Origin of the sequence: Bacillus sp. FSL P2-0099 (assembly GCF_038007445.1) — a bacterium.
Classification (GTDB): domain Bacteria; phylum Bacillota; class Bacilli; order Bacillales; family Bacillaceae_G; genus Bacillus_A; species Bacillus_A mycoides.
Window position 1 is genome coordinate 5,185,153 of record NZ_JBBOXE010000001.1, and the last position, 15,868, is coordinate 5,201,020.

General features: G+C 37.5%; 17 protein-coding genes. 1 reads left to right on the plus strand and 16 read right to left on the minus strand.

Annotated elements, in window-relative coordinates; genetic code table 11:
- Nucleotides 1-135 precede the first annotated feature (135 nt).
- The gene (locus MKY90_RS26980; RefSeq protein WP_078184885.1) at nucleotides 136-2,865 is read left to right on the plus strand and encodes an EAL domain-containing protein; all 2,730 of its coding nucleotides are present in this window, start codon (nucleotides 136-138) and stop codon (nucleotides 2,863-2,865) included.
- A 17-nt stretch (nucleotides 2,866-2,882) separates the two neighbouring features.
- Here MKY90_RS26980 and MKY90_RS26985 read toward each other — a convergent pair whose 3' ends face one another.
- From MKY90_RS26985 to MKY90_RS27060, 16 genes are all read right to left on the minus strand, one after another.
- A complete protein-coding gene (locus MKY90_RS26985; protein ID WP_078204710.1) occupies nucleotides 2,883-3,536 on the minus strand; it encodes a DUF975 family protein in 654 nt (217 codons plus the stop codon).
- Nucleotides 3,537-3,580: 44 nt separating this feature from the next.
- Nucleotides 3,581-4,366 carry a DUF975 family protein gene (locus MKY90_RS26990; RefSeq protein WP_063219224.1) on the minus strand — a complete coding sequence of 262 codons (786 nt, stop codon included), beginning with the start codon at nucleotides 4,364-4,366 and terminating at the stop codon, nucleotides 3,581-3,583.
- A gap of 316 nt (nucleotides 4,367-4,682) precedes the next feature.
- Complete coding sequence (atpC, locus tag MKY90_RS26995) at nucleotides 4,683-5,084, minus strand: F0F1 ATP synthase subunit epsilon (RefSeq protein ID WP_002016279.1); 402 nt, start codon at nucleotides 5,082-5,084, stop codon at nucleotides 4,683-4,685.
- 20 nt (nucleotides 5,085-5,104) lie between these two features.
- A complete protein-coding gene (gene atpD / locus MKY90_RS27000; protein ID WP_002016281.1) occupies nucleotides 5,105-6,514 on the minus strand; it encodes a F0F1 ATP synthase subunit beta in 1,410 nt (469 codons plus the stop codon).
- Nucleotides 6,515-6,881: 367 nt separating this feature from the next.
- Nucleotides 6,882-7,742 (minus strand): F0F1 ATP synthase subunit gamma, encoded by an 861-nt coding sequence (gene atpG / locus MKY90_RS27005; RefSeq protein ID WP_002016283.1) that lies wholly within the window; start codon nucleotides 7,740-7,742, stop codon nucleotides 6,882-6,884.
- A gap of 289 nt (nucleotides 7,743-8,031) precedes the next feature.
- Nucleotides 8,032-9,540 carry a F0F1 ATP synthase subunit alpha gene (gene atpA / locus MKY90_RS27010; RefSeq protein WP_002016284.1) on the minus strand — a complete coding sequence of 503 codons (1,509 nt, stop codon included), beginning with the start codon at nucleotides 9,538-9,540 and terminating at the stop codon, nucleotides 8,032-8,034.
- Nucleotides 9,541-9,551: 11 nt separating this feature from the next.
- Nucleotides 9,552-10,094 carry a F0F1 ATP synthase subunit delta gene (atpH, locus tag MKY90_RS27015; RefSeq protein WP_002130060.1) on the minus strand — a complete coding sequence of 181 codons (543 nt, stop codon included), beginning with the start codon at nucleotides 10,092-10,094 and terminating at the stop codon, nucleotides 9,552-9,554.
- Nucleotides 10,091-10,597, minus strand: coding sequence for a F0F1 ATP synthase subunit B (gene atpF, locus MKY90_RS27020; protein ID WP_002016287.1), 507 nt, complete (start codon nucleotides 10,595-10,597; stop codon nucleotides 10,091-10,093). Before atpF ends, atpH begins: the two co-directional genes overlap by 4 nt.
- Before the next feature lie 129 nt (nucleotides 10,598-10,726).
- A complete protein-coding gene (gene atpE, locus MKY90_RS27025; protein WP_000052064.1) occupies nucleotides 10,727-10,945 on the minus strand; it encodes a F0F1 ATP synthase subunit C in 219 nt (72 codons plus the stop codon).
- A gap of 56 nt (nucleotides 10,946-11,001) precedes the next feature.
- Nucleotides 11,002-11,721: a F0F1 ATP synthase subunit A gene (gene atpB / locus MKY90_RS27030; RefSeq protein ID WP_000399874.1), complete on the minus strand. Its 720-nt coding sequence runs from the start codon at nucleotides 11,719-11,721 to the stop codon at nucleotides 11,002-11,004.
- Nucleotides 11,722-11,728: 7 nt separating this feature from the next.
- A complete protein-coding gene (locus MKY90_RS27035; protein ID WP_002016288.1) occupies nucleotides 11,729-12,121 on the minus strand; it encodes an ATP synthase subunit I in 393 nt (130 codons plus the stop codon).
- Nucleotides 12,121-12,345, minus strand: coding sequence for an AtpZ/AtpI family protein (locus tag MKY90_RS27040; RefSeq protein ID WP_002089742.1), 225 nt, complete (start codon nucleotides 12,343-12,345; stop codon nucleotides 12,121-12,123). Before MKY90_RS27040 ends, MKY90_RS27035 begins: the two co-directional genes overlap by 1 nt.
- Nucleotides 12,346-12,371: 26 nt before the next feature.
- Entirely contained in the window at nucleotides 12,372-12,485 is a 114-nt protein-coding gene (locus MKY90_RS27045) for a DUF4024 domain-containing protein (RefSeq protein WP_000232963.1), read from the minus strand.
- Between the two features lie 375 nt (nucleotides 12,486-12,860).
- Nucleotides 12,861-13,490, minus strand: a complete 630-nt coding sequence (upp, locus tag MKY90_RS27050) for a uracil phosphoribosyltransferase (protein ID WP_002034907.1) — start codon at nucleotides 13,488-13,490, stop codon at nucleotides 12,861-12,863.
- Between the two features lie 272 nt (nucleotides 13,491-13,762).
- The gene (gene glyA / locus MKY90_RS27055) at nucleotides 13,763-15,004 is read right to left on the minus strand and encodes a serine hydroxymethyltransferase (protein ID WP_002016291.1); all 1,242 of its coding nucleotides are present in this window, start codon (nucleotides 15,002-15,004) and stop codon (nucleotides 13,763-13,765) included.
- A gap of 253 nt (nucleotides 15,005-15,257) precedes the next feature.
- The gene (locus tag MKY90_RS27060) at nucleotides 15,258-15,830 is read right to left on the minus strand and encodes a TIGR01440 family protein (RefSeq protein ID WP_002130064.1); all 573 of its coding nucleotides are present in this window, start codon (nucleotides 15,828-15,830) and stop codon (nucleotides 15,258-15,260) included.
- Nucleotides 15,831-15,868: the final 38 nt, after the last annotated feature.

The following is a 15,868-nucleotide window of genomic DNA, read 5'->3' on the forward strand; positions in this document are numbered from 1 at the left end:
TGCTGAGCAAATCTATTTTTACAACTCATTATAAATGTGTAAAATAAATATAGAAATTCTATATGTTTTCAAGCAATCATAAAAAACATAAACTACAAAAAGGTGGTTCTTATGTATATACAGTGGGTGATATAAATGAAAAAACAAACACATGTAAGTATTCTTATAAGCATTTCATTGTTGTATATAGCTATTCATTACGTATCAATGGCCTTTTTATATGAGTACGCACTCCCATTTCAAATATTAACTGGAATAAGTACCATATTAATTGATATTACAATTTGCAGTTATATATTTTATTTTTCAAATATAAAACAAGGGTTATCTCGTTTGTTTTGGATAACATTAACTATCGGATCCTTCTCTTATTTCATCGGCGATATAATAGTTGCTTATCAACGCTTAATTCTGCATGACTACTATACATTCGTTGATCCATCAGACTTTTTTTACTTATTATTTTTAGTTAGCTTTGCATTTGCCTTTCTATATGAAATTATTTATGGCCGAGATTTATTGGAACAGCTTTTTACGATATGTGATATTTGTATTATTGTTACTGCTCAATTTACTTTAAGCTACTATTTACTTATTGAAAGAACCATTCATATTTTTACAACATCATATATCGACATGTTTGTTCAACTCACGTATCCAATGGCTGATCTACTCTTTCTTTTAATAGGAATCAACCTTTTATTCAGACCATTATCCTTACTACCAAAGCAAGTTGGTGCTCTTCTTGGCAGTGCTTTAATTTTGTATGCTACTACAGATTCTATTTATGCTTATATAAAATACTTCCAGCCTGAGCACTCTATGTTCACAGTTGCTCCATTCTATCAAGTAACCTTATTATTGGTAGCAATCGCTTGTATACTTCACACAAAAGAGCCCGAAAAACAAGAACAAATATTACTAACGCCTCAATTTGGTGAATCAATCCGATTATCATTACCGTATATTTCTGTCGTGATGCTTATTGTTTTTATATTGGTCGAAAATGTTTTTGCACCTATCGTAGTAATTGGACTTATGGTAACTTTCGCCTTCGTTCTCATACGCCATACGTTAGTTCGAAGACAAAATAAAATATTATTGCTAGCACAAATGCAATTCAGTTTAGAACTCGAGAAACAAATCGAACTACGTACAGAAGATTTAGTAGAACAAAAAAATGAGTTATATCATAACCAACAAATGTTTAAATCTTTATATGAGCATCATCCAGATCCAATTTTCACATTAGATTTGTACGGTAATTTTCTCAATGTGAACAACGCTGGAACTACTTTACTCGGTTATCAAACGAATGAATTATTAAACCAACCATACTATTCACTTATGTATGAACAAGATTTGGAAGAAATCATTAATGCCTTTCATCACGTGAAAAAAGGGAAATCTATTTCTTTAGAAATACGGGCATATCATAAAAATAGAGATATTTACTACTTACATGTTACAGCTGTTCCCATCTTTTTAAAGGAACATATTTCTGGGGCCTATTTAATGATTAAAGATATTACAGAAAGCAAGCAGCAACAAGAGCAAATTAATTTCCTAGCATATCACGATACTTTAACGGAACTTGCGAATCGCCGTTCATTTCATCAACAGTTAGAAAAGGCAATTGCACGAGCAAAAATATCAAAAAGACCTTTTGCTGTTATGTTTCTCGATTTAGACCGTTTTAAAGTTATTAACGATACTCTCGGTCACCGGGTAGGAGATCTTCTTTTAATTGCTGTAGCAAAAAGACTAGAACGAATATCGACGTCAAATATGAAACTTGCTCGGTTAGCTGGGGATGAGTTCACAATTCTTATAGAAGATTATAAAGAAGATAGAGATGTACAAAAAATAGCCGATATGATTGTAATATCTATGAATGAGCCATTCGAAATTGAAAATCAACATTTACAAATCTCGCCAAGTATCGGGATTGCAATATACCCAGAAGCAGGCGAAGATCCGTTATCTATTTTACAACATGCTGATATGGCCATGTACGAAACCAAAAATAAAGGAAAGAATGGTAGCTCACTTTATACGAAAGAGTTATATAAAAAAATGGAGCGAAAAGCTCGAATTGAAAAAGATTTACCACTTGCTTTAGTAAATAAAGAATTCTTTCTCGTCTATCAACCACAAGTTGACATTACAACGAATAAAATCATCGGTGCCGAAGCTTTAATCCGTTGGAAACATCCACTATTAGGTGACATTTCACCATGTGAGTTCATTCCAATTGTGGAAGAGACTCCGCAGGTCATCCCACTTGGGCATTGGGTGCTACGAGAGTCTTGTCGTCAACTAAAAATATGGCAAAGTTTTGGATACACAAACTTAAAAATGAGTGTCAATTTATCAGCGAAAGAATTTCAACAAAATCAATTAATCGAAAATATTTCACAAATACTAAAGGACGTTAAAATTGACCCGAAAGATGTAACACTTGAACTAACAGAACGAATTGCGATGATTGATGAAAAAGAAACATTATCGAGACTAAAGCAATTAAAAGAATATGGTATTCAAACGTCCATTGATGACTTCGGTACCGGCTACTCTTCTCTTGCTTATTTATCAATTTTCCCTATCGATACATTAAAAGTACCAAAAGAATTTACACAACTAGCCGATCATCGGCCTGAAGAAAGAGCCATCGTTTCCACTATCCTTTCCCTTGCAAATACTTTAAATCTCTCTGTCGTTGCTGAAGGAATTGAAACAGAAAAACAGCTTAAGTTTCTGCAAAAAAACAACTGTAAATACATGCAAGGTTACTATTTCAGTAAACCTCTAACAAGTAAACAGTTTATAAAGTTCCTACAAAAAACACCCAGTATGAACCAATAGTTCACACTGGGTGTTTTTTAAAGTGTCGGAATTTTTTTTTCGTAATATTCTTCTGCAATCTCTTCGTAAAAAGCTGCTGTCGTTGTATAAAAATATGGAATCAACCATAAAAATCCAATCCCTAATGTAATACAACTTAATATAAACCAACCAATAAAACTTAAACATAAAATGAAATACTCCATCTTATGTCCAGCCATCATACGACGACTTTCTGTAATAGCTTGATTTATTGAATACTCAGGATGATCATTTATAATAAAATACGTCATCGCATAAGAAAATGATTTAATAATGCCCGGAATAATAAATAGTAAGCACCATAAGAAAATATAAATGTTTACTACTATATATAATAAAAATGACTTTATAAACTTACTTCCTTCCGTAAACCATCTGAATATATGCCCAATACGCGCTTCTTTTTCACGAATTATATATAGTGCTAAACAATAACCACCTAGCGTTAATGGACCTACCATCAATATTGTAATAACATCTACTGAAAGTGAGTTATCTACTTCTTTCCAATCCCAAACCTGAGAGAAAATGAAATCAACACTAAAACTAAAAGCTGAAATAAGAATCGAAATAAGTAATGTTGCCCCAACAGCTAAGCTCCATTTTCCTTCTAGTGAATCTAGTGCTTCTCCTTTTAAATCACTAATCATAATTAGCCTCCAATACGTAATAATTCTATTAGTATAGCATGTTCCTACTGCAATTCACCTTTTGCAATATAGCGATAAAAATGTGCTGTCGTTGTACCTACATATGGACTAAGCCAAAGAAATCCTATTCCAAGAGTAAGAATCGCTAAAATAGCCCATCCTATGAAGCTAAGCCATAAAAGAAATAAATCTAGTTTATGTCCCTTCATAACGTTCTTACTTTCTCTCATTGCTTGTGAAACGCTATAATTTGGATTTTCAACCATAACATAATACGTCATCGCATAAGAAAAATACATCACAATCATTACAACAATCGAAATAGCTAATAGTACAAAGAAAGCAATTGTTAACGATACATTCCCTTCCTCACCAAAAAACGCGAATACACCTAGTAACAACATCGGAATCCACGTACCTGTATATAACAAAATCGCAAGCATAGCCCACATTGTTTTCATCATTCTTTTAAAGCCACGAAATCCTTCAAATAAATAATCTACTCTAGCATCTTCTCGTTTACTAATTTGTAGCAACACATTCGTATAACCGTATGATGTAATACCATAAGATGCATTACTCAAAATGATCATTATGCAATAAAAAATTCCAAATGTAATACCTGCCCCGACTGATATCGCTTCCTCTTCAATTGAACCCGCTAAACCAACAACTAAGAAAAATATAATAATTCCTGGAATTAAAAGTATAAGCATTGCAGCCATTGAAACAACATAACTTAAAATAATATGTAAAATCGTTGATCCAACACCTAGTCCCCATTTTCCCTTTAAAGAGTACAATGCTTCTCGTTTCATTTCACCGATCATTTGTTCATCTCCTTTATGAAATATAAATTGTTATATATTCTCTACTTATACAAACAACAATATAATTATACCAATTTTGTCAGTTTATTCTATCTATTGAATTGAGTTTCAGTTTCGACATTTAAATAAAACACATCTATACATAACAAAAAACGAACCTGCAGTTCTTTTTATTTCTTGATTTTCACTTGGCATGGGGCAAAAAAAGGCTCTGACGGCTAAATGCTCTCTCCTACCTAAAGAGAGGCATTTTTTCCCCTTTTTATTTATATCCATAACAAAAAATCCGCAAAGGCAAGAGCCCTTACGGATTTTTTTACTTCATATCAGAAACGTTTAAACGGTTCACAGCACGCTGCAAGGCCATTTCTGCACGTCTAAAGTCAACATGAGCTTGTTTATCTTGCATACGTTGCTCAGCGCGACGTTTCGATTCATTTGCACGATGGATATCGATATGGTTTGCTTCTTCAGCAGATGATGATAACACAGTTACTTTATCTGGACGAACTTCGATAAAGCCACCGCTTACTGCTACATAATCAGTGTGCCCACCATTTTTCAGACGAACCGCACTAATTTTTAAAGGTGCAACAGTTGGAATGTGACCTGGTAAGATCCCCATTTCCCCACTCTCTGCTTTTACGCTTACCATTTCTACTTCTTTTTCGTAAACCGGTCCATCAGGAGTTACAATACTGACTGGAAATGTCTTCATAATTCGTCCCTCCTAAGGCCTTACGCCATCATTTTCTTCGCGTTTTCAATAACTTCTTCAATGCTACCAACAAGACGGAACGCATCTTCTGGAAGGTCATCATATTTTCCTTCTAGAATTTCTTTGAAACCACTAACTGTATTTTTTACAGGTACGTAAGAACCTTTTTGACCTGTAAACTGTTCAGCTACGTGGAAATTTTGTGATAAGAAGAATTGAATACGACGAGCACGATGTACAACTAACTTATCTTCTTCAGATAACTCATCCATACCTAAGATAGCGATGATATCTTGAAGCTCTTTATAACGCTGTAAAGTTTGCTGTACTTGACGAGCTACTCCATAATGCTCTTCTCCTACGATTTCTGGAGAAAGCGCACGAGATGTAGATGCTAATGGATCTACGGCTGGGTAAATACCCATTTGTGTTAAACGACGCTCTAAGTTTGTTGTTGCATCTAAGTGAGCGAACGTTGTAGCTGGTGCTGGATCCGTATAGTCATCGGCTGGTACGTATACCGCTTGGATAGACGTGATAGATCCTTTATTTGTAGATGTAATACGCTCTTGTAATTGACCCATTTCTGTTGCAAGTGTTGGCTGGTAACCTACCGCAGATGGCATACGACCAAGAAGGGCAGATACTTCAGAACCCGCTTGCGTGAAACGGAAGATGTTATCGATGAACAATAGTACGTCTTGTCCTTGCTCATCACGGAAATGTTCAGCCATTGTTAAACCTGTTAATGCAACACGTTGACGTGCTCCAGGTGGCTCGTTCATTTGTCCGAATACCATCGCAGTTTTCTTAATTACGCCAGAATCGCTCATTTCGTGGTATAAGTCGTTACCTTCACGAGTACGCTCACCTACACCAGCGAATACAGAGATACCACCGTGCTCTTGTGCGATGTTGTTAATTAATTCCTGAATTAATACTGTTTTACCTACACCGGCACCACCGAATAGACCGATCTTACCACCCTTAATGTAAGGAGCAAGTAAGTCTACTACTTTAATACCAGTTTCAAGAATTTCTACTTTAGTAGATAACTCTTCGAACGCAGGCGCTTGACGGTGAATTGGATCACGACGTACATCCGCAGGAACATCACCATCTAAGTCAATTGCATCACCTAATACGTTAAATACACGACCAAGTGTTACATCACCAACTGGTACAGAGATTGCTTTACCAGTATCTTCTACTTCTGTGCCACGAACAAGTCCATCTGTGGAAGACATTGCAACTGTACGAACTGTGTCATCACCTAAATGAAGTGCAACTTCAAATGTTAAGTTAATGCTTGCTCCGTTTTCGTTGCTTTGTTTTACCGTAAGGGCGTTGTAGATTTCTGGTAGCTTTCCGCCATCAAACTTAACGTCTACAACCGGACCCATGATTTGCGTAACGCGCCCTTTATTCATCGGGTTCCCTCCTAGCTTTCTTTTAATTAGCCAGCTTTCTAAGAGAAGTCGGCTTTTAATTTTTATTAGTTTATAGCTTACGCGACTCTCCTGTTCTGGACGAACCGCTTCCGCTTTTTATTGAATCTAGTTCCAGCGGCTAGAACAGTCGGTCATTTCGCGCCTTCCTACGAGGCCAAAAGCGCCTCTTCGTCAGGAGCTCCAATGCCCTCCTGTTCTGGACGAGCCGCTTCCGCTTTTTATTGAATCTAGCTCCGGTGGCTAGAAGGGTCGGTCATTTCACCCCTTCCTACGAGGCAAAGAACGCCTCTTTGTCAGGAGTTCCAATGCCCTCTCCTTCTGAGCAAGCCACCTACGCTTTTTAATACTATTCTAACGCTGCTACTCCACCAACGATTTCCGTAATTTCTTGCGTAATCGCTGCTTGACGCGCACGGTTGAATGAAAGTGTAAGTGAATCGATAACTTCCATTGCGTTGTCTGTAGCACTCTTCATTGCTGTCATACGCGCCGCGTGCTCACTTGCTTTACCGTCTAGTAATGCACCGTACACTAAGCTTTCTGCGTATTGTGGCAATAATACTTTTAAAATTTCTTCTTCAGAAGGTTCGAATTCATAAGCTGTCGTCGGTTTATCAGACGCCACATCCGTAAGCGGTAAAATTTTATTTTCCGTTACTTCTTGTGAAATTTTACTTACATAATGATTGTAGTAAATATACAGCTCATCATAAGCACCATCTGCGAACATCGCAATTGCTCGAGAAGCAATATCTTTAATATCAGTAAATGATGGGTGGTCAGATAATCCAACTACTTCATCAATAATGTTAAAGCCGCGACGTTTTAAATAATCACGTCCTAGTCGTCCAAGCACAATAATTGAATATTGGTTTGAATCCATATTATGACGTTCACGAATTACGTTACTTACTGTACGTAATACGTTACTGTTATAACCACCTGCTAGTCCGCGATCAGATGTAATAACGATGTACCCTGTACGCTTTACAGGACGCGCATTTAGCATTGGATGATTAATCCCTTTACTTCCTTGCGCAATGCTCGCTACTACTTCTTGAATCTTTTCCATATACGGAACGAAAGATTTAGCATTTTGTTCTGCACGGTTTAACTTAGATGCAGATACCATCTCCATCGCTTTCGTAATTTGACTCGTTTTCTTTGTCGAGTTAATCTTCGCTTTTATATCGCGTAAAGATGCCACAGGTTTTCACCACCTTTTTTCCGGAAGTTGGCACGATTAGTAAGAATCCTCTTCCTAATCTACGTTGCAAGATATTCTTGCTCATGATTGAAGGAAAAGAATAGGTGCACCTACTCTTTTCCTTTACATAACCGTCAGCAATCTCAAAGTTTGAGATGCCTTTATATTATCTAGCTCCAGCGGCTTGAATGCTCGGTGACTTCACTTCTTCCTACGAGGCAAAGACCGCCTCTTCGTCAGAAGCTCCATCCCCCTCACATTCAGAACGAGCCGCTTCCGCTTTTATTTATTATTCAGAAGCTACGAATACTTTTTTAAATCCGTTAATTGCTGCTGCAAATTTGTCGTCATCCGCAAGTTTCTTAGTTGTGCGAATTTCGCTTAATAAGTCAGTTGCATTTGAATCTAACCAAGCATGGAATTCTTCTTCGAAACGAGTGATATCTACTACTGGGATATCATCTAGGAATCCACGTGTTAAAGCGTAAAGAATGATAACTTGTTTCTCTACACGTAACGGTTTGTGTAATCCTTGTTTTAATACCTCAACTGTACGAGCACCACGGTTTAATTTCGCTTGTGTTGCTTTATCAAGGTCAGAACCGAACTGAGCGAACGCTTCTAACTCACGATAAGATGCAAGGTCAAGACGAAGTGTACCTGATACTTTACTCATCGCTTTAATCTGAGCTGATCCACCTACACGAGATACAGAAGTACCCGCATCGATTGCTGGACGTACGCCAGAGAAGAATAGGTCAGATTGTAAGAAGATTTGTCCATCCGTAATAGAAATTACGTTTGTTGGGATGTAAGCTGATACGTCCCCTGCTTGTGTTTCGATGAAAGGTAGTGCAGTTAAAGAACCGCCGCCTCTTGCATCACTTAATTTTGCTGCACGCTCTAATAAGCGAGAATGTAAGTAGAATACATCCCCTGGATATGCTTCACGACCTGGAGGACGACGTAATAGTAATGAAAGCTCACGGTAAGCCGCTGCTTGTTTTGATAAGTCATCATATACTACTAATACGTGTTTACCATTGTACATGAACTCTTCACCCATTGTTACACCAGCGTAAGGAGCTAGGTATAATAATGGAGCTGGTTGAGAAGCTGATGCAGTTACAACGATTGTGTAATCTAATGCACCGTGCTTACGTAGTGTTTCTACTACGTTACGTACTGTTGATTCTTTTTGTCCGATAGCTACATAGATACAAATCATATCTTCATCTTTTTGGTTAATGATCGTATCAAGTGCAACTGCTGTTTTACCTGTTTGGCGGTCACCGATGATTAACTCACGTTGACCACGGCCAATTGGTACAAGAGCATCGATCGCTTTAATACCTGTTTGAAGTGGCTCATGAACAGATTTACGATCCATTACACCTGGTGCTGGACTTTCGATTGGACGAGTGTTTGTTGTATTGATTGGGCCTAAACCATCAACTGGTTGACCTAATGGGTTTACAACACGACCGATTAGTTCTTTTCCTACTGGTACTTGCATGATGCGACCAGTACGACGAACTTCGTCACCTTCACGGATTTCTGTGTAAGGTCCTAAAATAATGATACCTACGTTGTTTTCCTCTAAGTTTTGTGCTAGTCCCATAACGCCATTAGAGAACTCTACAAGTTCACCAGCCATAACGTTATCAAGACCATGAGCACGCGCAATACCGTCACCAACTTGGATAACTGTACCAACATCACTAACTTCGATTTCAGACTGATAGTTCTCGATTTGTTGCTTTATCAGTGCGCTAATTTCTTCAGCTCTGATGCTCATGTGCTTCACCCCTATCTATTCTTCATTAATTCACGCTGAATACGTGCTAATTTTCCTTGTAAGCTTCCGTCGTAAATGCGATTTCCAATACGTACTTTAATGCCGCCTAGTAAATCTTCATCCACAACATTTTTCACGCGAATTGCATCTTTTCCTGTTTTTTTTGCAAATGCTTCTGCAATGTTAAGTTTTTCTTCTTCCGATAGAAGACGAATAGAATATACAGTTGCATCCGCTACGTTACGTTCTTCATTAGCAAGAACAACATATTCATTTGCAATTTCAGGTAGGATATCAATACGCTTGTTATCAATTAAAATATATAACGTATTTAAAATAGATTCAGAAACAGATGCGAATACGTTTGCAAGAAACGTTTTCTTCTGCTCTTTTGAAATGTTCGGTTGCGTTAAAAAGCTATGTAGTTCTCCGTTCTTTGTAAAAACGTTTTGTACAAGGCGTAATTCCTCTTCAAACATTTCTAATACGTGTTTTTCTTTTGCAATTTTGAAAAGAGCGACAGCATAACGTTTTGCTACAATCCCATTGCTCATCGCGCTTCTCCTACTTCTTTAATATAATCGCGAATTAACTTCACTTGATCTTCTTCTTTTAATTCTTTTTCAATTACTTTAGAAGCAATATGAACAGATAAAGAAGCAACTTGTTCTTGTAAAGCAGCAATCGCTTGCTCTTTTTCGCGTTGAATTTCTTGTACAGCAGATGTTTTAATTGATTCTGCTTCTTCTTTCGCAGCAGCAACAATAACATCCTTTTGATCTACAGCTTGTTTCTTCGCTCTTTCAATTAACTCTTGTGCTTCAACACGCGATTGTTTTAACATTTCACGTTGTTCTTCTACTAATTTCTTCGCTTCAGCATTACTTCTTTCTGCAGCGTCGATTTCATTAGTAACATGCTCTTCACGTTCTTTCATAATTCCCATTAAAGGACCCCACGCGAATTTGCGTAGCATTACTAATAGAAGTAAGAAAATGAACAATGTATAAGCAATCGTTCCAAATGGAATGGAAGCCCCTAATAATAAAGTTGGCACAAGGATTCACTCCCTTCAAAATATCTAAATTGATCATATGAAAAAAAAAGACATACGTTTCGTTCATAAAGCAATGGCGAAGAAAGTTCGGAAAAACACTCTTCGCCATCTATGTAAGGGGAGTCTCCCTTATTTGTTCATTACGATGAAAGCAATAACTACACCGATAATTGGAAGTGCCTCAACTAATGCAACCCCGATGAACATAATTGTTTGAAGTGCGCCTTTTAATTCTGGTTGACGAGCAACACCTTCGATTGTACGTGATACGATAAGACCGTTACCAATACCTGCACCTAATGCTGATAAACCAATTGCAATTGCAGCTGCGATTACACCTAAACTCATTTAATTTGTCCTCCTTTGTATTATAAAAAAATAAATTTTTTCTTACTTAAATTATATTAATGGTCATGGCTTACTTTATGAGCCATATAAACCATCGTTAACATTACGAAAATAAATGACTGGATTGAACCAACGAATACGCTGAATCCCATCCATGCTAACATCGGTACAAGTGCACCTAATGCTCCTAAGAATGATGCCCCGCCTAACTTAGCAAGTAATCCTAATAAGATTTCACCTGCGTAAATGTTACCAAATAAACGAAGACCTAACGTTAATGTGTTAGCAAACTCCTCAATAACCTTTAATGGGAATAAGAATTTCATAGGTTGGAAATAACCTTTAACATATTCTTTCGTACCCTTCATCTTAATTCCATAATAATGGGTGAGGGTAACTACCATCACGGCTAATGTTAATGCAACTGCTGGATCAGACGTTGGTGATCTCCACCATGCAATATGTTCGCCAGCCTCAACTGTTGAATACATGAATGGTAAACCAAGGAAGTTCGATACGATGATAAACATGATAAGCGTAACGCCAAGCGTTAAGAAACGTCCACCTGTTTTCCAATCCATCGTACTATTGATAATCCCTTTCACGAAGTCAAACACCCATTCCATGAAATTTTGCATCCCGGTTGGGCGAAGCGCTAAGCTGCGAGTTCCGATAACAGCGATTAAGAAAACAATAACTGCTGCTACAGTAACCATCATAACTGATGACAAATCGAACGTTAAACCTAGAAATTCAACTAATTTACCGTGTTCCACTAGTAATTCACCTCTCTTCCCTGCTCGTATACTCTAAATAAAGAAAATCTATGATCATGACAAGGTATCCTGTCAGCAATCCTACACCTAAGCCCCACATCGCAATTAACTCTTGATATTTGGCTGCAAATAAAATTAATAACCCAATCGTGGCGAATCTTGAATATGTACTTACCGCTGTCGCCTTAAACTTCACGTTTTCTCCATTTGTTACGCGATCTAATAGCTTGTCTGTTCTACGTGCAATGATGCGCAAACTAAGAAAACTGAAAATCGTTCCGATAATCAGCCCAAGAAATACATCCTTGTAAGAGGTAATTCCCCATCCTAGCACTAGAAGCGCAAGCAAGTAGTACATATATTTCTTTTGTCGTTGGACAAGTCCATGTACGTCTATCATCATTGCTCTCCCGAATAGTAATGTTGAATGAGTCGAATCATTGCGTATACCCCTGTTCCTAACCCGAGTAATAACCCTATAATAAGAAACAACGGAAACGTTCCAACCTTATTATCAATCCATTGCCCACCAAAGATTCCGATAAGAATAGAACCAACTAACTGAGCAAGTATTCCTGACATTAAAGCATACGCTTTTATATGGCTGCGATCGTTTTTTTGCAAGGATTCATCCCTCCAATATGTAACCCTCATTCACGATGTGTTAATAATAACTCATTTTTCTGCATAAATTCTATACAAAATAAAAAGTTTACATTTTCGTCACGGAATAGATGCATTTTTGTCACTGAAAGCCCTACCATCTATCCCCGTTGTTAGCATACAATAGGGTATTAACAGTGTCAACGAGAAATCGTAAAAAATCAAAAAATTTGAGTATTAGGCATTTCCTCCCAAAAATGAAAACGTTCCCCTTCTAAATACTGGTTAGAGATATGCAATTTCTAACAGTTTTCTCTTTATAATAGAAGAAAATGTTCACAAGTTTGTCACTATTATATTTTTAAGATATAGCGCTTTTCTTCCATAATATAGTGTCCCCGAGACGTAAGACTTCTATATTATATGTGATGTGTATATAACTTATGTTGTATATACCCTGTATATTTATCTCCCCCTCCCCCGTGCGCTGAGGGCGAAAAAAAAACGAGCGGGGAATCCCCCTCTCGTCTGTTGTCTTACTTCGTTCCGAATAAACGGTCACCAGCATCACCAAGACCTGGAACTACATAACCATGGTCATTTAACTTCTCATCTAATGCCGCTACATAAATATCAACATCAGGATGCTCTTCCTGCACTACTTTTACTCCTTCTGGAGCAGCTACGATACACATTAATTTAATTTGCTTTGCACCGCGCTTTTTCAGAGAATTAATTGCTTCAGCCGCAGAACCACCTGTTGCTAGCATCGGATCTAGTACGATAAAGTCACGCTCTTCTACATCCGTTGGAAGTTTCACATAGTATTCTACCGGTTGCAATGTTTCAGGGTCACGGTATAAACCAACGTGTCCTACTTTTGCTGCTGGAATTAATTTCAGAATTCCATCAACCATTCCTAAACCTGCACGTAAAATCGGAATTAAACCAAGTTTTTTACCAGCGATCACTTTTGTTGTCGCTTTGCTTACAGGCGTTTCAATTTCAATGTCTTCAAGTGGAAGGTCACGAGTAATCTCGAAAGCCATTAAGCTTGCTACTTCGTCCACTAATTCACGAAAATCTTTCGTACCTGTATTCTTATCGCGAATATATGTAATCTTATGTTGAATTAACGGGTGATCAAATACATACAGTTTTCCCATGTGAATCTCTCCTTTAGATGATATTCATGCGTTTACACGCTTCTTTACACTATTTACGATTGTAAAGAAAACGCTACTAATATTCAAGGGCAAATTTGGAAAAATCATGATTTTGCGATGAATCTATCTAGTATCTTTACCAATTATGGGAGCTGTATCCTTCATTATATCGCCAAAATTTATTCATCATTTGTATACATACTTTAAAAATAATATATGTCCACAAAAAAGACTGCCAAAACAATTACGTTTCAGCAGTCTTTTTCAATCTATTATAGATCTGTATACATTGGGAATTTGCTCGTTAACGCTTCTACACGCTTACTTGCTTCTTCTAATGCAACTTCATTCTCATGATTTTTTAATGTATAAGCAATAAGTGCCGCAATTTCATCCATTTCTTCTAAACCGAAACCACGAGATGTTACAGCTGCTGTACCGATACGTACGCCGCTTGTTACAAATGGGCTTGCTGTTTCAAATGGAATTGTATTTTTGTTCACTGTAATACCAACTTCATCTAATACGTGCTCTGCTACTTTACCTGTAATTTCTAAGTTACGAACATCAATCAAGATTAAATGATTGTCTGTTCCACCAGAAACAAGTGTAAGTCCTTCTTTTTGAAGACCTTCAGCTAAGCGGTTCGCATTATTAATGATATGTTGTGCATATGTTTTAAACTCATCTTGTAGTGTCTCACCAAATGCAACAGCTTTTGCAGCAATTACGTGCATAAGTGGGCCACCTTGAATACCAGGGAAGATTGATTTATCAATTTGTTTTGCAAATTGCTCTTCACATAAAATCATACCGCCACGTGGACCACGTAATGTTTTATGTGTTGTCGTTGTAACGAAATGTGCATGTGGTACTGGGTTTGGATGTAAACCAGCAGCTACTAAACCAGCGATATGTGCCATATCAACCATAAAGTATGCACCCACTTCATCTGCAATCTCACGGAATCGTTTGAAATCGATAACACGAGGATATGCACTTGCACCTGCAACGATTAATTTTGGTTTATGTTCTTTCGCTTTTGCTAATACATCATCGTAATTAATACGGTGAGATTCAGCATCCACGCCATATTCTACGAAATTATATTGTACTCCACTGAAGTTAACAGGGCTTCCGTGTGTTAAGTGACCACCATGAGATAAATTCATGCCAAGTACTGTATCGCCTTGCTCTAAAATCGTGAAGTATACTGCCATGTTCGCTTGTGCACCAGAATGTGGTTGAACATTTACATGCTCTGCGCCAAAAATTTCTTTCGCGCGATCACGTGCGATATCTTCTACTACGTCTACGTGTTCACAACCACCATAGTAACGTTTTCCAGGATATCCTTCAGCATACTTATTCGTTAGAACAGAACCTTGCGCCTCCATTACTGCTTCACTTACGAAGTTTTCCGAAGCAATTAACTCGATCTTTGAACGCTGCCTTCCTAGTTCTGCCTCAATTGCAGCAAATACCTTTTCATCTTGACGTTTTAAATGATTCACCAAAATCCCCCTTTTCTGAACGAATTACATCAATTCCCAATAGTTTTTTCTCATTTATTCAGAAAAAACGAAAATTCAGGTTGTAATTCTTTCGAACCTTCATGTTTTCAACTACATTCTAACATGACTTTCTATATCATAAAAGAAAAAAAAAGACCAAAATTGGTCTTTTCTTTCTTCTATTATAAAGTCAGACCACATACCTTTTACCTTTCGATATACAGCTGTTATAAGACTTTATAATTTTTCATGTTTAACGGCAAGGAATAGCTTCTTCATTTGCCGCATAAACGGCACGTGCTCCACCTATTAGTTTCCCACGTGTTTTCGCCATCGTTACATGCGCACTTCCTATTTCCTTCACACTTGTACGAACCGGTACAGCTACATGCTTTAAATGCATACCGATAAATGTATCGCCGATATCCATTCCTGCATCTGCTTTAATAAACTCAATTACTACCGGATCTTTAAAATTGTGATACGCATACGTCGCTAATGCACCACCTGCTGATCTAACAGGCGTAACTGTTACAATTTCAAATTGATATTTCATCGCTACATCTCTCTCAACTACTAAAGCACGATTTAAATGCTCACAACATTGAAACGCCAATTCAATACCTGTTCTCTCTTGAAATTGTTTTAACTCAGAAAAAATCGCCTCTGCCACTTCCATCGTTCCTGATGTTCCAATTCTTTCACCTAGCACTTCGCTCGTGCTACACCCCACTACAAAAATTTGACCACTTTGCAGCGTGGCTTGTTCTTGGAAATCAGAAAGCGACATTTGTAGCTGTTCTCTTACCTTTACGATTTCTGTCATTACGCCTCTTCCTTTCACAGGTTGGTTCACCAAATTAT